Source organism: Halomonas sp. HK25 (genome assembly GCF_047795635.1).
In the GTDB taxonomy this organism is placed as follows: Bacteria; Pseudomonadota; Gammaproteobacteria; order Pseudomonadales; family Halomonadaceae; genus Halomonas.
This window is the reverse complement of record NZ_CP181044.1, coordinates 3275891-3294594: the sequence shown is the minus strand read 5'-3', so window position 1 is coordinate 3294594 and position 18704 is coordinate 3275891. Positions and strand designations below refer to the sequence as shown.

Here is an 18704-nt window from a genome sequence, read left to right as displayed (position 1 = left end):
CGCTCCTCAGCTCTCTTCCAGGTCGGCCCCGGATGGCCGGCCCCCGGACTTCCAGGACCAGTCGCGCCAGCGCAGGTCGAAGAGGTCCTTGCGGCGGTCCTTGAGGTTGGTCACCGACCCCTCGTTGCGCACCATGGTCAGCCGGGTCAGGTCCAGGTCCGAGAAGAAGATCATCTCGGTATTGGGGGTGGTCTCGTTGAGCACGGCGTCATGGGGGAAGGCGAAGTCCGAGGGCGAGAAGACCGCCGACTGGGCGTACTGGATGTCGAGATTCTCGATGGAGGGCACGTTGCCCACGCTGCCGCACAGCACCACGTAGCACTCGTTCTCGATGGCCCGGGCCTGGGCGCAGTGGCGCACCCGCAGGTAGCCGTTCTTGGTGTCGGTCCAGAAGGGCACGAAGAGGATGTCCATGTCCTGCTCGGCCAGCAGCCGCGGCAGCTCCGGGAACTCCACGTCGTAGCAGATCAGGATGCCGACCCGGCCGGCGTCGGTGTCGAACACCTGGAGGTCGTCGCCGCCCTCGATCACCCAGTCGCGGCGCTCCTGGGGGGTGATGTGCAGCTTGGCCTGGCTCTCGATCTCGCCGTCGCGGTGGCAGAGATAGCTGACGTTGTAGAGGCGGTCGTCCTCGCCCACCTCGATCATCGAGCCGGCCACGATATTGATGTTGTAGGAGATCGCCATGCGCGACAGCTCGGCCTTGAACTGCTCGGTGAAGCTGGCCAGGAAGCGGACGGCGGAGGTCTGGTCCTGCTGGGCGGCGCGATCCTGAAGGCCCATCAGCGGGGCATTGAACAGCTCCGGGAAGACCGCGAAGTCACTCTTGTAGCCGGAAAGCGCATCGACGAAGTACTCCACCTGTTGCAGCACCGCCTGTGCCGAGTCGAACTCGCGCATCTGCCACTGCACCGCGCCGATCCGCACCTGAGTCTTGCGATTATCGAGCACCAGTTCGGCGGGTTCGAAGAGGAAGTTGTTCCACTCCAGCAGGGTGGCGAAGCCCCGGGACTTCTCGTCCTCGGGCAGGTAGTCACGCAGCAGCCGCTTGACCTGGAAGTCGTTGGCCAGCTGGAAGGAGAGGATGGGGTCGTGGATTTCCTTACGGGCCACCCGGTCGATGTACTGGGTGGGGGAGAGCGCCTCGGCGTGCTTGTGGTACTGGGGGATGCGCCCACCGGCCAGGATGGCGCGCAGGTTGAGCGAGCGGCACAGCTCCTTGCGGGCATCATAGAGGCGACGGCCCAGGCGGTAACCGCGATAGTCCGGGTGGATCAGCACGTCCAGGCCGTACATGGCGTCCCCCTCCGGGACATCGAGTATCACATCGCGCTTGCCGATCAGGTCGTCGTACTTGTGCGGGTTGGTGAACTCTTCGTAGTCGACACGAGCGGTCAGCGCCATGCCCACCAGCCGGCCGTCATCCTCGATGACGATCTGGCCGTCCGGGAAGGTGGCGATCAGCGTGTCGATGGTGTGCTTCGACCAGGCGCCGCCGATGTCGTGGTAGACGGCGTCCATCAGTGCCTCGAGCTGGGGATAGTCCTCGGCCGTCAGGTTGCGAAGCGTGAGGTGCAGGTCGTCGAGGGACATGGCGCATCCTTATTCTGTCAGGGGAGGCAGGGGAAAAAGTCTAACACGAGCGGTCGGCATCACCCGGCGAAGCGGCGGATTCTGGTCGCCGCAGCGGCCGGGTCAGGGTCTGGGCCATGATCACCCCGCCGAGAATCAGCACGCCGCCCATGAAATGGAACAGTGCGATGTGCTCGCCCAGGACGACCATGGCAATCAGGGCGCTGAACAGCGGCATCAGGTTGATAAAGATGCTCGCCTGGCTGGCGCCGATCCGGCGAATCGCCAGCATCCACAGGAAGGTGGTGATGATCGAGGCCGGGATGCCGGCATACAGGATCAGGCCGATATTGCTTCCATCCACCGGGGTCATGGGGCCCAGCAGCCAGGGCGGCAGCAGGAACAGCACGGCGAAGATCACCTGGGCGTAGAGCAGCACCCAGGGCGGCAGGCCGATGGGCCAGCGCTTGAGCATCACCCCGTAGAGGGCGTAGCAAGTGGCGGCCACCAGCATCAGCGCATCACCCTTGGCCACCGTCAGCTCCAGCAGTGACTGCGGGTTGCCGCGACCCAGCAGGATGGTCACGCCCACCAGGGCCAGCAGGCCGCCGGCCACGCCGCCGAGGCTCGGCGGCTCGCGCAGGATCAGGGCGCTGAGCAGAACAGTGAGCAGCGGCACCATGGCGGCGAGAATACCCATGTTGGTGGCGCTGGTGGTCTCGGCGGCCACATAGGCGAGCCCCTGCCACAGGCCCATGCCAAGCAGCCCCAGGACGGCGAGCTTCGGCCATTCGCGGAGAATGGTGGCGCGATGCTTCCACGCCGCCGGTGCCAGGAAGGGGGTGAGCACGGCCAGCGCCAGCACCCAGCGCAGGAAGGCGATGCTGCTCGGCGCAATGGCGCCCACGGTGAGCTGGTTGATGGTCATGTTGCCTGACCAGATCAGCACGGCGCCGAGCGGAGGCAGGAAATAGAGCAGGGGCATGGCGTCCTCGGTACGTTGAAACGGGGCCTCTCGCTGTCGAAGGCCTGGAAAAGGGGCATGATAATCTGATGATCCGTGACATCCCATCGCCACAGGACGTCTGCCATGAATGATCCGAGTGATCCCCCATCGCACGCCGCGAACAGCGACATGGAGACGGATTACGTCGTCGGCCAGGACAACATCGAGGGACAGCTAGGCCCCTTCGGCTTCGATATCCATAACCGGGTCTTCGTGGTGTCGGCCCTGGCCTCGTTGGTCTTCATCGCTCTTACCCTGCTGTTTCCGGAGCGAGCCGGGGCCATCTTCCAGTCTATTGTCGCGTTCTCGACCGGCACCCTGGACTGGTATTTCATGCTGGTGGTGGATTTCTTCATCCTGTTCTGTGTGGCCCTGATCGTCCTGCCCTACGGGAAGATCCGGCTGGGCGGCCCCGATGCGCGGCCAGACTATTCGTACTTGTCCTGGTTTTCGATGCTGTTCGCCGCCGGCATCGGCATCGGGCTGCTGTTCTTCGGTGTGCTGGAGCCGGTCTACCATGCCAACGTCTCCCTGCCGCTCGGTATCCCTTCCCCTTTCGGGGCCGACGGCGCACTCGACCCGGAGGCCATTCCCGCTGCCACGGCCATGGGCCTGGCCGGCACCTATCTGCACTGGGGCATCCACGGCTGGGCGGTCTATGTGGTGATGGCCCTGGCGCTGGGCATCTTCACCTACAACAAGGGGCTGCCCTTCTCCATTCGCTCGGCGTTCTTCCCGATCCTCGGCGATCGCGTCTGGGGCTGGTGGGGTCATGTCATCGATATCCTGGCGGTGTTTTCCACCCTGTTCGGTCTGGCCACCTCCCTCGGGCTCGGGGCTCAGCAGGCCAACGCGGGGATGAATTTCGTCTTCGGCCTGGAAGTCAGTGCCACTGCCCAGGTCATCATCATCCTGCTGGTAACGGCGGTGGCGCTGGTGTCGGTTTATCGTGGTCTGGATGGCGGCGTGAAGAAGCTCTCCGAACTCAACATGATCCTGGCCGTGCTGTTCTTCTTCTTCGTGCTGTTTGCCGGCCCGACCCTGGTGGCCATGGCCGGATTCTGGACGGGTCTCACGACCTATGTGACGGAGTTCGTTTCGCTGTCGGCGCCCTTCGGTCGCGACGACGATGCCTATCGGCAGGACTGGACCATCTTCTACTGGGCCTGGTGGATCAGCTGGGCGCCCTTCGTCGGCATGTTCATCGCCCGGGTGTCACGGGGCCGCACGATCCGCGAGTTCGTGACCTGTGTACTGGTGATTCCCAGTCTGTTCATCTTCATCTGGATGGGCGTCGTCGGTTCCACCGCTCTGGAGCAGCTCTATGCCAACCCGGGCGCCAGCCTGGTCAAGGAGTACGTGATCGACAGTTACAGCCCCGAGCTGTCGCTGTTCGGTATGCTCAACGAGTTGCCGCTGACGGGCCTGATGGCGACCATCGCCATCGTGCTGGCGCTGGTCTTCTTCGTCACCTCGTCGGATTCCGGTTCCCTGGTGATCGATACCATCACCGCCGGCGGCAAGATCGATGCTCCCAGGACGCAGCGGATGTTCTGGGCGACGGTGGAGGGCCTGATCGCCATCGTGTTGCTGCTCGGTGGCGGCCTGTCGGCGCTGCAGGCGGGGGTGACGGCGACGGCGATTCCGTTCTCCATCGTGATGCTCCTGATGTGCTACTCGATCATCAAGGCGCTCAACGGCGAGCTGCACCGCAAGTAAGCCGGAAATGTCCGCCGGCGGGTCAGGCCCGCTGGCGGTCGTCGATCACGTCATCCATGGAGGCGACCTCCAGCTTGTTGCAGAGGTGGTCGCGCAGGATCTGGCCCAGTCGCCGACCGTCGCGCTGCTTGAGGGCCTCGATCATCGCTTCGTGATCCTCGACGGCCCGCTGCCAGAAGGTGTCGGTCATCTGCTTGGAGTAGCGCACCCGCTTCACCCGCTGGCTGAGGTTGCTGTACATCTCCTGCAGCGCCTCGTTGTGAGAGGCGGCGAGGATGCCCTCGTGGATCTGCCGGTTGACCCGGAAGTAGTCCGCCAGCTCCCTGTTCCGGTAGTGGTCGAGCATCCTCCCGTGCAGTTCCCGAATCTCGCCGATCTCCTCGTCGGTGATGTGCTGACAGGCCAGCTCCCCCGCCAGTCCCTCCAGGGCACCCATCAGGTCGTAAGTGTCCTTGACCATCTTGAGGGTCAGCTGCCTGACCCGCGCCCCACGATTGGGCAGCAGCTCCACCGCCCCCTCCGAGGCGAGGACCTTGAGGGCCTCCCGCAGCGGCGTGCGGGAGACGCCGAAGCGCTCACAGAGCTCACGTTCGGGAATGCGATCACCGGATGCCAGATCGCCCTGCTCGATGAGGTCGAGGACGCGGTCGGCGACCTCCCGGTAGAGGTTTCGGTGCTGAATCTTGCTCATGCTCGCTTCCTTGTGCGTGATGCCTGCCGGCGCTGCCACCACAGTTCTGCCCCGTCCGGCAGCCCCCTGCAGTCTTGCGCATTCTGCCTCGGCTGTCTTCTCCATGGTGGCGAGGGCGATGAGAGTGTGCAAAGTTATTATGAATTCAAAATTCCATCGGGTACAGCAGCGGGGGAGAGCAGATGGCAGGAAAGGTCTATCGCAGCCGGGTATTGCTGGGGCGCGCCGAGGCGCGAGACATCCTGGATGGCGCCTTCGCGCTGGCAAGGGCGCAGGAGATGGAGCCGCTTACGGTGGTGGTGCTGGATGGCGGTGGCCACCCGGTCGCCGCCGAGCGGGAGGACGGCTGTGCCCCGCTGCGCTTCCCGGTCGCCAGCGGGAAGGCGTTCACGGCCCTGGGCAACGGGGCGGCCAGCGGGGTGATCGGCGAGCGCAATACCGAACGGCCGGCCTTCCTCGCCAGCGTCGCCGCGGCCTCGGGAGGGCGCTCGATCCCGGTTGCCGGTGGCGTGCTGATCCTGGATGACGACCGGTGCGTGATCGGCGCGGTGGGTGTCAGCGGCGCCTCGTCGGCCGAAGACGAGCAGGCGGCCATCGCCGGGATCGAGGCGGCCGGCCTGGCCTGGGGCCTGGAGCCCGAGTGACCGCCGGCTGTGGCCGGGGATGGCGCCTTGCGCTGAAACGAACCCCTTGACACCCCTTCCCGGCCGGGACTAGCTTGAGGTGAAGGCGCATTTCGCATAAAGAATTCAATTTGTGCTGCGCCTACCCGGCTCCGCTGATTTTCACAACGACAACAGAAGCGGAACACGTGCGGCATCCCCGCTCGAGCCAAGACTACAACAAGAGGAAAAGCGCCATGCACCTGCTACGTCTCACGGCGGTCGCCGCCGCCATTGCCCTCGTATCGGCCCCACTCCAGGCACGCGAGATCACCTTCGGTCATGTCGGAGGCCCCGACTCGCTGTTCTCCGACTCCGCCAACCATTTCGCGGAACTCGTCAACGAGCGTCTCCCCGAGCCGTACGAGGTGGTGGTCTTCGGCTCCAGCCAGCTGGGCACCGACTCGGAGCTGCTCCAGCGCATGCGGCTGGGTACCGTCGACCTGGCGCTGCCCTCCACCATCATGTCCTCGGTGGCAGACGAATTCGGCCTCTTCGAGCTGCCCTATCTGATTCAGGATCGCGAGCACATGAAGCGGGTCGAGGAGGAAATCGTCTGGCCGACCCTGGCGCCGCTGGCCGAGCAGAACGGCTATCGCATCCTGGCCGTCTGGGAGAACGGTTTCCGCCATATCACCAATAACCGGCGTGCCATCAACACCCCTGAGGACCTGCGCGGTGTCAAGCTGCGGGTGCCTCAGGGAGTCTGGCGCGTGAGGATGTTCGAAGAGTACGGTGCCGAGCCCTCGCCGATGTCCCTCTCCGAGGTGTTCATGGCCCTGCAGACCGGCGTGATGGATGGCCAGGAGAATCCCCTGGCGCAGATTGCTGGCCAGCGCTTCCAGGAGGTGCAGGACTATCTGTCGCTGACCGGCCACGTTTATACGCCGGCCTATCTCACCGCCGGCCGACGCTTCAACAACCTTCCCGAGGAGATCCAGGAGATCGTCATCGAGGCGGCCAAGGAGACTCAGGCGTTCGTCTATGAGCATGCCGCCCAACTCGACGAGGATCTGATCGACGTGATTCGTCAGGCGGACACCGAGATCAACGAGGTCGATACCTCGGTGTTCATCGACGCCTCCGGTCCCATCTACGAGGCCTTCGCCAATGAGGTCCCCGGCTCGCAGGAACTGATCGACAGGGTGCTGGAGCTCGGCAACGACTCCTGATCTGCCCTGCTCAACAGCGAGGCACATGCCCCACGCCCAGCGGTGGCGTGGGGACTTCTGTTCCCTTTCCTGAGCGAGTCGAGACCCATGGGTACCGTGAATCAGATTTCCCGCATCATGGAGCGTCTTCTCGAGGTCATCACGGTGGTGCTGATGGTCTCGCTGACGCTGGTGGTGCTCTACGCGGTGGTGACCCGCTACGCCTGGCGCACTCCCTCCTGGTACGACGAGGTGGCCGCCATCATGCTGGTGTGGCTGACCTACTATGCCGGGGCGCTGGCGGCGCTCAAGCGCGGCCATATCGGTGTCGACGGCGTGCTGGCCGCCATGCCGGTGTATATCCGCATGCCGATTGCCTATCTGTCCGAGGCGCTGTTCATCGGCTTCTTCCTGGTGCTCGGTTGGGCCGGTCTGGTGGTCCTGGATGTCATGCAGGGCATGGCGTTGATCACCCTGCGCTGGGTGCCACTCACCTTCACTCAGTCGGTCATTCCCATCGGGGCGGCGCTGTTCATCATCGCCCAGCTGCTCAGCATGCCGGCTCACCTGGCCAAGGTACGCTCCGGCCTCACCCAGGAGGAGGAGGAGATACGCCACGCCATCGCCGAGGCCGAACGTGACAATGCGCGGGCCGGGTTCACCGCGGATGCACTGACCAGGAAGGATCAGCCATGACACTTCCCTTCATGATAATTGGCCTGCTGGGGCTGATCCTGATGGGGCTGCCCATCGCCGTAGCCTTGGCGATCGTGGCCACGGTGGCCATCGTGGTCTACCAGGGCCTGGAGATGCTGCCCAACATCGGACTGACAATGTTCGAGGGGGCGAGCAGCTTCCCGCTCCTGGCCATTCCGATGTTCGTGCTGGCCGGGGCCATCATGAACACTGGTGGCATCTCCAAGCGCCTGATCGCCTTCGCCTCGGCGCTGTTCGGCTTCATTCGCGGTGGCCTGGCGATGATCAACATCGGCGTCTCGCTGTTCTTCGCCGAGATCTCCGGCTCCGCGGTGGCCGACGTGGCGGCCACCGGCTCGGTGCTGATCCCGGCGATGAAGAAGCGCGGCTATCCCAGCGCCTTCGCCGCGGCCGTCACCTCGTCATCGGCCTCCCTGGCGATCATCATTCCGCCCTCGATTCCGATGATCCTCTACGGGGTGATGTCCGGCGCCTCCATCGTCCAGTTGTTCGTGGCCGGCATCGTGCCCGGGCTGCTGGGGGCCGCGGGCCTGATGGCGCTGAGCTACTACTATGCCCGCAAGTATGACTGGCCGGTGGAGGAGGTGTTCCAGTTCAAGCGCGTCAAACAGACCGCCAAGGAGGCCAGCTGGGCCCTGACCCTGCCGATCATCATTCTCGGCTCCATCTTCGGCGGCTTCGTGACCGCCACCGAGGGCGCGGGCCTGGCGGTGGCGGCGGCGATCTTCATCAGCGCCGTGATCTATCGTGAGCTGGACATGGGCACCCTCTACAGGGCGATCATCGACGGGGGGCAGCAGACCGCCGTGGTGATGCTGCTGGTGGCAGCCTCGGCCTTGATCGGCGTCTTCCTGACCGAGATGCGCATGCCCCAGCAGCTGGCCCAGGCGGTGCTCGGCCTGACCGACAACAAGTACGCCATCTTGATGATGCTGAACGTCTTCTTCCTGCTGATCGGGTTATTCCTGCACTCGGCGGCGGCGATCATCCTGGTGGTGCCCATCGTCATGCCGCTGGTCGGTGCGGCCGGGATCGATCCGGTCCACTTCGGCCTGGTGGTCTGTCTCAACCTGGCCATCGGCCAGCAGACCCCGCCGGTGGCGAGTGTGCTGATCACGGCCTGCTCGATCGCCAAGACGGATGTCTGGTCGGTGACCCGGTCGAACCTCGGCTTCATCGGCGTGCTGCTCTTCATCCTGCTGCTGGTGACCTATATCCCCGCCATCCCGATGGCGCTGGTGGAGTTCTTCTACCGCTAGGGGAGGGCCCGGCGGGCGGCACCCCGCCGGGCCTGTCAAAGTAAGGAGGGAAAGATGGCACCCGATAAATTGAATTCATTATTCATTGCCGGGGATCCGGCCGGTACGAGGGAGAGGCATGATGACAGCCAACACCCTGCTGTATGAGGTGCGCGATGGCGTGGCCTGGCTCGGCTTCAACCGCCCCGAGAACCGCAATGCCATGACCTGGGAGATGTACGACGCACTCTCCGGTCACTGCGACCACATCGCCACGGATGACGCCATCCACGCGGTGGTGCTGCACGGGGTAGGCGGCGAGGCCTTCGTGGCAGGCACCGACATCGGCCAGTTCGAGCACTTCAGCAAGCCCGAGGACGGCATCGGCTACGAGCAGCGCATCGACGCGGTGGTCGGCAAGCTCGAGGCTCTCGACAAGCCCACCATCGCCCTGCTGGAGGGGGCCTGCGTGGGTGGCGGTGCGGCGCTCGCCCTGGTCTGCGACTTCCGTTACGCCACGCCCAGCCTCAAGTTCGGCGTGCCCATCGCCCGCACCCTGGGCAACACGCTCTCCATCACCAATATCTCGCGCCTGATCGACATGCTGGGGGTGGCCCGCACCAAGGAGGCGTTGATGCTGGGCACCCTGTTCGGTGCCGAGCAGGCGAACCAAGCCGGGCTGGTCAACGCGGTCTTCGCGCCAGAGCGGATCCACGAGGAGGTGGCCGCGGTGGCCGATCAGTTGGGGCAGCGGGCGCCGCTCACCCTCAAGGCCAGCAAGGCGTTGGTGGGCCGGGTGCTGGCGCATCGCCGCCTCGCGCGGGACGCCAGCGATGACTGGGTCACCACCTGCTACATGAGCGACGACTTCAAGGCGGCGGTGAGCAAGTTCCTTTACAAGACACCCTTCGAGTGGACGGGCCGCTGAGGTCCGATCCGCCTGGCCGGGCGCCAGGCAGCCATCCGACAACAACAAGTGAGGTGGAGCCCATGCTTCCCCTGGAAAAGCTCAAGGTTCTGGATATTTCTCAGATCATGGCCGGCCCCTACTGCACCATGGTGCTGGCCGACATGGGCGCCGAGGTGATCAAGGTAGAGAAGGCCAATGGCGGCGATGACAGCCGCCAGATGGGACCCTACGTGAATGATGAGTCGACCTGCTTCGCGCAGATCAACCGCAACAAGAAGAGCATCTCGCTCAACCTCAAGGAGGAACGGGCGCGGGAGATCTTCTATCGCCTGGCCAAGGATGCCGACGTGATCGTCGAGAACTATCGCACCGGGGTCACCCAGTCATTGCAGATCGACTACGACACCATCAAGGCGATCAACCCGGGGATCATCTATTGCTCGATCTCCGGCTACGGCCAGACCGGCCCCTCCAGCCACAAGGGCGGCTTCGACCTGGTGGCCCAGGGCATGTCCGGCCTGATGTCGATGACCGGTGAGCCGGGCCGCCGGCCGCTGAAGACCGGTATCGCCGTCTATGACATCGGCGGCGGCATCACCGCCGTCTACTCCATCCTGGCCGCCTACATCCACCGGACCAACACCGGCGAAGGCCAGCACATCGATATCGCCATCACCGAGTGCGGCCTGCCCTGGTTCACCTGGGAGGCGGCAGCCTACTTCTCCGAGGGCACGGTGCCGGAGCCCACCGGCTGGCGCCATCGCGTCTCGGCCCCCTATCAGGCGATCAAGGCTCGCGACGGCTACCTGATGCTCGGTTGTGCCAACCAGCGCACCTGGGAGCGCTTCTGTGGTGACGTCATCGAGCGCCCGGAGCTGATGGAGGATCCCCGTTTCCTGACCAACTTCGACCGCGGCCAGCACGTCGAGGAGCTCGAGGCGCTGCTGGAGTCCCTGATGGCCGAGCGGGACCTGGACGACTGGCTGGCCCGCTGCGACAGCGCCGGGGTGCCGGCTGGCCCCATCAACAACTTTGCCCAGGCGATGGCCGATGAACACTACCTGGCCCGTGGCATGGTGCAGGAGATGGAACACCCGGTGATCGGCAAGATGAAGACCATCGGCTTCCCGAGCAAGTTTTCGGCCACCCCCTCGCAGATCCGTGCCCCCGCGCCGCTGTTTGGCCAGCACACCGATGAGGTGCTGGGCGATCTGGGCCTGAGTCCCGACGAACTCGCCACGCTGCGCAACGAGGGTTGCATCAAGTAGTTCGCCGCCTGCGACGTGACAAGATCAACACTACGGAGAGATCTCCATGCTGAAGCTCGATTTCCACCCGTCCGGCCGTCATTTCTTGCAGATCCCCGGCCCCTCGCCGGTGCCGGACCGCATCCTGCGCGCCATGAGCCTGCCCACCATCGATCACCGCGGCCCGGAGTTCGGGGCCCTGGGCCTCGAACTCCTCGACAAGATCAAGCGGGTCTTCAAGACCGAGAACCCGGTGATCATCTATCCGGCCTCCGGTACCGGTGCCTGGGAGGCCGCGCTCGTCAACACCCTCTCGCCGGGTGACAGCGTGCTGATGTTCGAGACCGGTCATTTCGCCACCCTGTGGCACAAGATGGCCCTGCGGCTGGGCATCGAGCCCGAGTTCCTGAGCCTGCCGGGCTATGAGGGCTGGCGCCAGGGCGTCCAGGCCGACATGATCGAAGCGCGCCTCAGGGAGGACGCCTCGCACACGATCAAGGCGATCTGCGTGGTGCATAACGAGACCTCCACCGGGGTCACCAGCGACATCGCCGCCGTGCGCCGCGCCATCGATGCCGCCGGCCATCCGGCCCTGCTGCTGGTGGATACCATCTCGGGCCTGGCCAGCGCCGACTATCGCCACGACGAGTGGGGCGTCGATGTCACCATCTCCGGCTCCCAGAAGGGGCTGATGCTGCCGCCGGGCATCAGCTTCAATGCGGTCTCCGACAAGGCCATCGCGGCCAGCAGCGAGACGACCATGCCCAGGAGCTACTGGGCCTGGGACGAGATCCTCGAGGCCAACCGGAACGGCTACTGGCCCTATACCCCCAGCACCAACCTGCTCTACGGCCTCAACGAGGCGTTGGACATGCTGCTCGAGGAGGGCCTGGACCACGTCTTCGCCCGCCATCAGCGCTGGGCCGCCGGCGTGCGCAAGGCGGTGGAGGCCTGGGGCCTGGAGGTCCAGTGCCTGGATCCGGCCCTCTACTCGCCGGTGCTCACCGGGGTGGTGATGCCGGAGGGAGTCGACGCCGACGCCGTGCGCAAGATCATCTATGAGCGCTTCGACCTGTCGCTGGGCATGGGGCTCGGCAAGTCCAAGGGCAAGATGTTCCGCATCGGTCACCTGGGTGACTGCAACGACCTGACCCTGATCGCCACGCTCGGCGGCTGCGAGGCGGGCATGACGCTCGCCGGTGTGCCGCTCAAGGGCAGTGGTCTGGTGGCGGCGTTGGACTACTTCGCCCAGCATCCGCTCGACGCCCGGTGATCCCACCCCGACACGGCTGAGGAAGGCAGAATGACGTCTCTGACGGACAAGACCCCTTCCCCGGATGCGCGGGTCAAGCCAGTGACCGAGCTGGCGGCCCGCCTGTCCCGGGAGATGGAAGGCGAGGTGCTGTTCGACCAGGCCTCGCGCGGGCGCTATTCGACCGATGCCTCGATCTATCAGGCGATGCCGGTGGGTGTGGTGATTCCCCGCCACCAGCAGGACCTGACCGTGGCACTGGAGATCGCCCGCGATGCCCGGGTGCCGATCCTGGCCCGGGGCGCCGGCACCAGCCAGTGCGGCCAGACGGTGGGCGAGGCGCTGGTGATCGACAGCACCCGCTGGCTCAACGAGGTGATCGAGTTCGATCGCGAGGCGCGCACCGTGGTGGTGGAGCCCGGTATCGTGCTCGACCACCTCAACGCCTGGCTCAAGCCCCACGGACTCTGGTACCCGGTGGATGTCTCCACCAGCGCCCAGTGCACCCTCGGCGGCATGACCGGCAACAACTCCTGCGGCTCACGTTCGATCTATTACGGCAACATGGTGCACAACGTGCTGGGCGTGGACGCCTGGCTGGCCGATGGCAGCGATGGGAGCTTCGGTTTCATCGACGAGCTGCCGACCAGCGGGCGGGTGCGTGAGCTGGCCGACAAGGTGAAGGCCATCGCCGACGGCGTCGCCCCCGAGATCCGCGAGCACTTTCCCAAGGTCCTGCGCCGGGTCGGGGGGTACAACCTGGATCTTTTCGACTGCCAGAATCCCAAGCCCTACGACCCGGACGGGCGGGTCAATCTGGCCCATCTGCTGGTGGGCTCGGAGGGCACCCTGGGGGTGAGCCGGCGCATCAAACTCAGGCTCTCGCCGCTGCCGGAGCACAAGGTGCTCGGGGTGGTGAACTTCCCCACCTTCTACCAGGCGATGGACTCCGCCCAGCACATCGTCACCCTGGACCCCACGGCGGTGGAGCTGGTCGACCGGACCATGATCGACCTCTCCCTGGAAAACCCGGCGTTCCGCCCGGTGATCGAGAAGGCACTGATCGGAAGGCCCCAGGCGGTGCTGCTGGTGGAGTTCTCTGGTCAGGATCGGGAGGCTCTGCTCGCCTCGCTCAAGCGCCTGGGCGAGCTGATGGCCGACCTGGGCCTGCCCGACAGCGTGGTTGACATGCCCGAGGCCGCGGAGCAGAAGGCGCTGTGGAACGTGCGCAAGGCCGGTCTCAACATCATGATGAGCATGAAGGGCGACGGCAAGCCGGTCTCCTTCATCGAGGACTGCGCGGTGCCCCTCGAGCACCTGGCCGAATACACCGACAAGTTGACCGAGGTGTTTCACCGCCACGGTACCGAGGGGACCTGGTACGCCCATGCTAGCGTCGGCACCCTGCACGTGCGGCCGATCCTCGATATGCGTCGCGATGGCGCCCGGAAGATGCGCGAGATCGCCGAGCAGGCGTCCGCCCTGGTGCGCGAATACAAGGGGGCCTACTCCGGCGAGCACGGCGACGGCCTGTGCCGCGGCGAGTGGGTGGCCTGGCAGTTCGGCGAGACCCTCAATGGCGCCCTGAAGGAGGTCAAGGGCGTCTTCGACCCCGACAACCGGCTCAACCCGGGCAAGATCGTCGACACGCCAAAGATGGACGACGAGCGCTACTTCCGCTTCCCCAGGAGCTATCGGCGCATCCCCCTCACCCCGCTGTTCGACTGGTCGGCGTGGAACGTCGAGCGCGACCCGCTGACCGGCGAGCAGACGCCCCCGGGCAGCGGCGGGGATACCACCCACGGCCTGGCCATGGCGGTGGAGATGTGCAACAACAACGGGCACTGCCGCAAGTTCGATGCCGACACCATGTGCCCCAGCTATCGCATCACCCGGGACGAGCAACACCTGACCCGCGGGCGGGCCAACACCCTGCGCCTGGTGCTCTCCGGCCAGCTGGGCGAGGAGGGCCTGGCCGGCGATGCGGTCAAGGAAGCGCTCGACCTCTGCGTTTCCTGCAAGGGCTGCAAGCGCGACTGCCCCACCGGCGTGGACATGGCCAAGTTCAAGATCGAGGCGCGCACCGCCCGGGTGCGCGCCAGGGGGCTCTCCCTGCGCGACCGCCTGGTCGGCGAGATGCCGCGCTACGCCCCCTGGGCCCGCCGACTGGCAGGACTGGCCGGTACCGTCGAGCGCCTTCCCTTCGTGGCCCGGCCCCTCAAGAAGGCGCTGGGCCTGGCCCCCGAGCGACGCTTCCCGGCCTTCACCGGCCACTTCCTGGGCGAGTCTCACGCCACGCCGGCCCAGGACCCTCCAGCCCAGACCACCCGGGAGGTGGTGCTGTTCGTCGACACCTTCAATAACTACATGGAGAGCGACAACGCCCGGGCCGCCAAACGCGTACTGGAGAAGGCCGGCTATCGGGTGCATCTGAACGTCAAGCCGGGGGAGCGGCCGCTCTGCTGCGGGCGCACTTATCTCTCCTCCGGCCAGTTCGACAAGGCGAAGGCCGAGGCGCAGCGGACGCTGGAGGCGCTGATGCCCTTCGTCGAGCGCGGCGTGGCCATCGTCGGCCTCGAGCCCTCCTGCCTGCTCAGCATGCGCGACGAGTTCCTGCAGTACGGCTTCGGCGACCAGGCCCGGGCCCTGGCCGAGTCGGCGCTGCTCTTCGAGGAGTTCCTGGTCAAGGCCCGCGAGGCCGGCGAGCTGCCGCTGGAACTCAAGGCGCTTCCCGAGCGGCGTGCCATGCTCCATGGCCACTGTCACCAGAAGGCCTTCGATGCGCTGCGCCCGGTCGAGATGGTGCTGTCGTGGATCCCAGACCTCGAGGTCGAGACCATCGAGTCCTCCTGCTGCGGCATGGCGGGCAGCTTCGGTTACGAGGTGGAGCACTACGATGCCTCGCTGGCGATGGCCGAGCTGTCGCTGCTGCCGGCGATCCGTGAGGCCGACGACGAGGCCGTGCTGGTCGCCGACGGCACCAGCTGTCGGCACCAGATCCGCGATGGCAGCGGCCGCGAGGCGGTCCACGTGGCCCGCCTGTTGGAACAGGCGCTGGCCTGATCCACGCTGGGAGTAGGGCGATGGGCGAGACCGGTCACCGCCGGCTCGCCCATCTTGCCCCTGCGTGGCATCCTCACCTCATCCCTTTTTCAGGAGGAACCCCATGGCGATCTACCAGTACGGGGAGCACCGCCCCGAGCTCCACGACGATGTCTATGTGGCCGAGACGGCCGATGTGATCGGCCAGGTGACGCTCAAGCGCGGCGCCAGCGTCTGGTACCAGGCGGTACTGCGCGGCGACACCGACCATCTCGAGGTGGGGGAGGAGAGCAATATCCAGGACGGGGCGGTGCTCCACGCCGACCCCGGCTTTCCCCTCAGGGTGGGCAAGGGCGTAACGGTGGGCCACCAGGCGATGCTGCACGGCTGCACCATCGGCGATGGCAGCCTGGTCGGCATCCAGGCGGTGATCCTCAACGGCGCGGTGATCGGCGAGAACTGCCTGGTGGCGGCCGGGGCGGTGGTCAAGGAGGGCGCGGAGTTTCCGTCCAACTCGCTTATCGTTGGGGCGCCGGCCAAGGTGGTGCGTGAGCTATCGGCCGAGGCAGTCGAAGGGATGAAGAAGAATGCAGCTGGATATGTGGAGCGGGGCCGGCTGCATGCCAGCCAGCTGACCCGCATCGACTGATCGGCGCCGTTCCGATCGAGCCGAACGCACAGGGCCCCGCTCCAACCCCTCAAGATCAGCCGATGGCGGCGACGCCGGCCTTGGCTACCTGCACGTCCTGGTCGGGCTTGACGCCGGAGATACCGACGGTGCCGGCGACCTCACCGTCCACCAGCACCGGGACGCCGCCGGCCAGCAGCGACTGCATGGGGGCGGTGACGAAGGCGGTGCGGCCGCCGTTGATCATCTCCTCGAAGGCCTGGGTCTCGCGGCGGCCGATGGCGGCGTTGCGGGCCTTCTGGGCGGCCACCTCGGCGCTGAAGGGCGGCGCGGCGTCCATGCGGCGCAGGCCGAGCAGGTGGCCGCCGTCGTCGGCGACGGCGATGGTGACGCCCCAGCCGTTGGCCTCGGCCTCCTTCTGGGCGGCATCGAGGATGGCGTTGACGTCGGTCAGGGTCAGGGCAGGCTTGGTCTTCATGGGAGTTTCCTCAGGGGGTTAGTGCTTCGTCTACGATTTCAATCCAGTGGCGTACCGGGGTGCGGTTGGCGCCGGCCAGGTGTGTCTGGCAGCCAATGTTCGCCGTGACGATCACCTCGGGGCTGCCGGCCTCGAGATTGTCGAGCTTGTTGTCGCGCAGCTGCTTCGAGAGCTTGGGCTGGGTGATGGAGTAGGTGCCCGCCGAGCCGCAGCACAGATGGGCATCAGCCACCGGGGTGAGGGTGAAGCCGAGGCGGGTCAGCACCGACTCCACGGCGCCGCCGAGCTTCTGGGCGTGCTGCAGGGTGCAGGGGCAGTGGAAGGCGAGCCTGCGGCTCTGCTTCACCTCGAGGCCGTCCAGCGCCTCGTCGCGCAGCACCTCCACCAGGTCCTTCGCCAGCGCGCTCACCCGGGCGGCCTTCTCGGCGTAGTCTGGGTCGTCTGCCAGAATCTCGGCGTACTCCTTGACGAAGGCGCCGCAGCCGCTGGCGGTCTGGACGATGGCCTCGGCGCCGGCCTCGATATGCGGCCACCAGGCGTCGATATTGGCCCGCGCCCGGGCGCGGCCGTCGTCATGGGCGTTCAAGTGGAAGTCGATGGCGCCGCAGCAGCCGGCTTCCGCCACCGGGGTCAGGCCGATGCCGAGGCGATCCAGCACCCGGGCGGTGGCGGCGTTGGTGTTGGGCGAGAGGCCCGGCTGCACGCAGCCCTCGAGGATCAGCATCCGGCGGGCGTGGCGCGCACCGTCCGGGCGGGCGCCGGCATCCACGGGGGCCGGGGGCAGCTTGTCCTTGAGGGCACCCGGGACCAGCGGTCGGAAGGTCTGGCCCAGCTTGAGTAGCGCCTTGAAGCGCTTCGGCTCCACCAGCAGCTTGCGCAGCACATAGCGCTGGGCGCGCTCGGCCGGCTTGCGCGGTACCCGGCGCTCGATCTCGGCGCGGCCGATATCGAGCAGCTTGTGGTACTCGACCCCGGAGGGGCAGGTGGTCTCGCAGTTCCGGCAGGTCAGGCAGCGGTCCAGGTGCAGCCGGGTCTGCTCGGTCACCTTGTCGCTGCCCTCGGGGCTCTCGAGCATCTCCTTCATCAGGTAGATGCGCCCCCGCGGGCCGTCGCGCTCGTCACCCAGCAGCTGATAGGTGGGGCAGGTGGCGTTGCAGAAGCCGCAGTGCACGCAGCTGCGCAGCACCCGGTCGGCCTCGCGGATATGCGGCTTCTTGAGGTCTTCCTCGGTAAAATGCGTCTGCATCTTGGCGTTTTCCCCTCTGTCTCAGAATGCCGCGTAGAGCCGGCCCGGGTTGAAGATTCCCTTTGGATCCAGCTCGGCCTTGAGGTTGCGGTGGTATTTCTCGAGCACCGAAGGCAGCGGGGTGAAGGGCATGTCCGCCGACTGCCCGTTGGCGCCACGGTAGCAGGTGGCGTGGCCGCCGGCGCGGGTGACCACCTCGCGCAGGGCGTCGGCATCGAGGTCGCTTCTCAACCAGCGCTGGGCACCGGCCCAGTCGTAGAGCACGTCGGTCTGGGCGACGTCGGGCAGCTCGAGCACCGGGGTATGGTTGGGCAGCGATAGCCGCCACAGCGCCCGCGGGTCCTCGGCGGAGAAGAACGCCAGCTGTTGCTCGCGCAGGGCCTCCCAGAAGCCGGCCTTGAGCTCGTCGCCGCCGAGCCGCTCGGCGGTGGCGGCCACCGAGCTCGGTCCGCCCTCCAGGCGCAGGTGCAGGGCGCCGTCGAGCCAGGCCGCCGCGGTGATGGGCAGCGGCTGGCGGCCCCACTCGGAAAACTTCCCCAGGGCATCATTCAAGGGCATGTCCAGGTGCAGGCTGCGGCTGGCGCCGGGCAGCGGCAGCACTTTCATGGAGACCTCGGTGAGCAGCCCCAGGGTGCCCTGGGCGCCTACCATCAGGCGTGATAGGTCGTAGCCGGCCACGTTCTTCATCACCTGGCCACCGAAACGCTGCTCGCTGCCCTGGCGGGTGATGAGACGCGTGCCCAGCACGAAGTCGCGCACGCTGCCGGCCCAGGGGCGGCGGGGGCCGGAGAGGCCGGTGGCGATCATGCCGCCCACGGTGGCGTTCTCGCCGAAGTGGGGTGGCTCGCAGGGCAGCATCTGGCCGTTGGCGGCCAGCGCGGCCTCCAGTTCACGCAGCGGGGTGCCGGTGCGCACCGAGACGATCAGCTCTACCGGGTCGTACTCGGTGATGCCGCGGTGTTCGCGGGTCGAAAGAGGCTCGCCCTGAACCGGACGTCCATAGAAGGCCTTGGTGTCGCCACCGACGAAGCGCAGGGGGGTGCCCTTGGCCTCGGCGCGGCGGATGCGGTCGGCCAGCGCCTCGCTGGCGTCGTGGTTGGCAACGTCGTGGCTCGGGATATCGGGTGTGGTCACCATGTCGTCCT

The 18704-nt window shown here is 66.4% G+C and carries 16 protein-coding genes; 10 read left to right on the top strand and 6 right to left on the bottom strand.

Annotation, left to right across the window (positions count from 1 at the left end):
• Nucleotides 1-6: 6 nt before the first annotated feature.
• Together ACM26W_RS15525 and ACM26W_RS15520 are read right to left on the bottom strand one after the other, a co-directional pair.
• Nucleotides 7-1593, bottom strand: coding sequence for a GNAT family N-acetyltransferase (locus ACM26W_RS15525; protein ID WP_416137878.1), 1587 nt, complete (start codon nucleotides 1591-1593; stop codon nucleotides 7-9).
• A gap of 40 nt (nucleotides 1594-1633) precedes the next feature.
• Complete coding sequence (locus tag ACM26W_RS15520; protein WP_416137877.1) at nucleotides 1634-2557, bottom strand: DMT family transporter; 924 nt, start codon at nucleotides 2555-2557, stop codon at nucleotides 1634-1636.
• A gap of 105 nt (nucleotides 2558-2662) precedes the next feature.
• On the opposite strand from ACM26W_RS15520, the gene ACM26W_RS15515 reads away from it, so the two are divergent.
• Entirely contained in the window at nucleotides 2663-4297 is a 1635-nt protein-coding gene (locus tag ACM26W_RS15515) for a BCCT family transporter (RefSeq protein WP_416137876.1), read from the top strand.
• A gap of 22 nt (nucleotides 4298-4319) precedes the next feature.
• Here ACM26W_RS15515 and ACM26W_RS15510 read toward each other — a convergent pair whose 3' ends face one another.
• On the bottom strand, nucleotides 4320-4988 hold the full coding sequence (locus tag ACM26W_RS15510) for a GntR family transcriptional regulator (protein ID WP_416137875.1): 669 nt from the start codon (nucleotides 4986-4988) through the stop codon (nucleotides 4320-4322).
• Between the two features lie 182 nt (nucleotides 4989-5170).
• Between ACM26W_RS15510 and ACM26W_RS15505 the strand changes: the two genes are divergently transcribed.
• The 9 genes from ACM26W_RS15505 to ACM26W_RS15465 all read left to right on the top strand — a co-directional run bounded on the left by ACM26W_RS15505 (nucleotide 5171) and on the right by ACM26W_RS15465 (nucleotide 15856).
• Nucleotides 5171-5632, top strand: coding sequence for a GlcG/HbpS family heme-binding protein (locus ACM26W_RS15505; protein ID WP_416137874.1), 462 nt, complete (start codon nucleotides 5171-5173; stop codon nucleotides 5630-5632).
• A gap of 215 nt (nucleotides 5633-5847) precedes the next feature.
• A complete protein-coding gene (locus ACM26W_RS15500) occupies nucleotides 5848-6822 on the top strand; it encodes a TRAP transporter substrate-binding protein (RefSeq protein ID WP_416137873.1) in 975 nt (324 codons plus the stop codon).
• Between the two features lie 87 nt (nucleotides 6823-6909).
• Nucleotides 6910-7497 (top strand): TRAP transporter small permease, encoded by a 588-nt coding sequence (locus ACM26W_RS15495; RefSeq protein ID WP_416137872.1) that lies wholly within the window; start codon nucleotides 6910-6912, stop codon nucleotides 7495-7497.
• On the top strand, nucleotides 7494-8777 hold the full coding sequence (locus ACM26W_RS15490; RefSeq protein WP_416137871.1) for a TRAP transporter large permease: 1284 nt from the start codon (nucleotides 7494-7496) through the stop codon (nucleotides 8775-8777). Before ACM26W_RS15495 ends, ACM26W_RS15490 begins: the two co-directional genes overlap by 4 nt.
• A 118-nt stretch (nucleotides 8778-8895) precedes the next feature.
• The gene (locus ACM26W_RS15485; RefSeq protein ID WP_416137870.1) at nucleotides 8896-9684 is read left to right on the top strand and encodes an enoyl-CoA hydratase/isomerase family protein; all 789 of its coding nucleotides are present in this window, start codon (nucleotides 8896-8898) and stop codon (nucleotides 9682-9684) included.
• A 62-nt stretch (nucleotides 9685-9746) separates the two neighbouring features.
• Entirely contained in the window at nucleotides 9747-10934 is a 1188-nt protein-coding gene (locus ACM26W_RS15480) for a CaiB/BaiF CoA transferase family protein (RefSeq protein WP_416137869.1), read from the top strand.
• 46 nt (nucleotides 10935-10980) lie between these two features.
• The gene (locus ACM26W_RS15475; RefSeq protein WP_416137868.1) at nucleotides 10981-12186 is read left to right on the top strand and encodes a pyridoxal-phosphate-dependent aminotransferase family protein; all 1206 of its coding nucleotides are present in this window, start codon (nucleotides 10981-10983) and stop codon (nucleotides 12184-12186) included.
• Nucleotides 12187-12216: 30 nt separating this feature from the next.
• On the top strand, nucleotides 12217-15228 hold the full coding sequence (locus tag ACM26W_RS15470; RefSeq protein ID WP_416137867.1) for an FAD-binding and (Fe-S)-binding domain-containing protein: 3012 nt from the start codon (nucleotides 12217-12219) through the stop codon (nucleotides 15226-15228).
• 103 nt (nucleotides 15229-15331) lie between these two features.
• On the top strand, nucleotides 15332-15856 hold the full coding sequence (locus ACM26W_RS15465) for a gamma carbonic anhydrase family protein (RefSeq protein WP_416137866.1): 525 nt from the start codon (nucleotides 15332-15334) through the stop codon (nucleotides 15854-15856).
• A gap of 55 nt (nucleotides 15857-15911) precedes the next feature.
• Here ACM26W_RS15465 and ACM26W_RS15460 read toward each other — a convergent pair whose 3' ends face one another.
• The 3 genes from ACM26W_RS15460 to glcE are packed head-to-tail and all read right to left on the bottom strand — an operon-like array spanning nucleotide 15912 to nucleotide 18696.
• Entirely contained in the window at nucleotides 15912-16313 is a 402-nt protein-coding gene (locus ACM26W_RS15460; protein ID WP_416137865.1) for a GlcG/HbpS family heme-binding protein, read from the bottom strand.
• A 10-nt stretch (nucleotides 16314-16323) separates the two neighbouring features.
• Nucleotides 16324-17559, bottom strand: a complete 1236-nt coding sequence (gene glcF, locus ACM26W_RS15455; protein ID WP_416137864.1) for a glycolate oxidase subunit GlcF — start codon at nucleotides 17557-17559, stop codon at nucleotides 16324-16326.
• A gap of 21 nt (nucleotides 17560-17580) precedes the next feature.
• Nucleotides 17581-18696, bottom strand: a complete 1116-nt coding sequence (glcE, locus tag ACM26W_RS15450) for a glycolate oxidase subunit GlcE (protein WP_416137863.1) — start codon at nucleotides 18694-18696, stop codon at nucleotides 17581-17583.
• Nucleotides 18697-18704 lie beyond the last annotated feature (8 nt).

What these genes read in the sequence shown, in the direction of transcription:
- ACM26W_RS15495 (WP_416137872.1), top strand. Translation starts at nt 6,910, where the DNA reads ATGGGTACCGTGAATCAGATTTCCCGCATCATGGAGCGTCTTCTCGAG.
- ACM26W_RS15520 (WP_416137877.1), bottom strand. Translation starts at nt 2,557, where the DNA reads ATGCCCCTGCTCTATTTCCTGCCTCCGCTCGGCGCCGTGCTGATCTGG.
- glcF (WP_416137864.1), bottom strand. Translation starts at nt 17,559, where the DNA reads ATGCAGACGCATTTTACCGAGGAAGACCTCAAGAAGCCGCATATCCGC.
- ACM26W_RS15510 (WP_416137875.1), bottom strand. Translation starts at nt 4,988, where the DNA reads ATGAGCAAGATTCAGCACCGAAACCTCTACCGGGAGGTCGCCGACCGC.
- ACM26W_RS15525 (WP_416137878.1), bottom strand. Translation starts at nt 1,593, where the DNA reads ATGTCCCTCGACGACCTGCACCTCACGCTTCGCAACCTGACGGCCGAG.
- ACM26W_RS15505 (WP_416137874.1), top strand. Translation starts at nt 5,171, where the DNA reads ATGGCAGGAAAGGTCTATCGCAGCCGGGTATTGCTGGGGCGCGCCGAG.
- ACM26W_RS15480 (WP_416137869.1), top strand. Translation starts at nt 9,747, where the DNA reads ATGCTTCCCCTGGAAAAGCTCAAGGTTCTGGATATTTCTCAGATCATG.
- ACM26W_RS15515 (WP_416137876.1), top strand. Translation starts at nt 2,663, where the DNA reads ATGAATGATCCGAGTGATCCCCCATCGCACGCCGCGAACAGCGACATG.
- ACM26W_RS15460 (WP_416137865.1), bottom strand. Translation starts at nt 16,313, where the DNA reads ATGAAGACCAAGCCTGCCCTGACCCTGACCGACGTCAACGCCATCCTC.
- glcE (WP_416137863.1), bottom strand. Translation starts at nt 18,696, where the DNA reads ATGGTGACCACACCCGATATCCCGAGCCACGACGTTGCCAACCACGAC.
- ACM26W_RS15500 (WP_416137873.1), top strand. Translation starts at nt 5,848, where the DNA reads ATGCACCTGCTACGTCTCACGGCGGTCGCCGCCGCCATTGCCCTCGTA.
- ACM26W_RS15470 (WP_416137867.1), top strand. Translation starts at nt 12,217, where the DNA reads ATGACGTCTCTGACGGACAAGACCCCTTCCCCGGATGCGCGGGTCAAG.
- ACM26W_RS15490 (WP_416137871.1), top strand. Translation starts at nt 7,494, where the DNA reads ATGACACTTCCCTTCATGATAATTGGCCTGCTGGGGCTGATCCTGATG.
- ACM26W_RS15465 (WP_416137866.1), top strand. Translation starts at nt 15,332, where the DNA reads ATGGCGATCTACCAGTACGGGGAGCACCGCCCCGAGCTCCACGACGAT.
- ACM26W_RS15475 (WP_416137868.1), top strand. Translation starts at nt 10,981, where the DNA reads ATGCTGAAGCTCGATTTCCACCCGTCCGGCCGTCATTTCTTGCAGATC.
- ACM26W_RS15485 (WP_416137870.1), top strand. Translation starts at nt 8,896, where the DNA reads ATGATGACAGCCAACACCCTGCTGTATGAGGTGCGCGATGGCGTGGCC.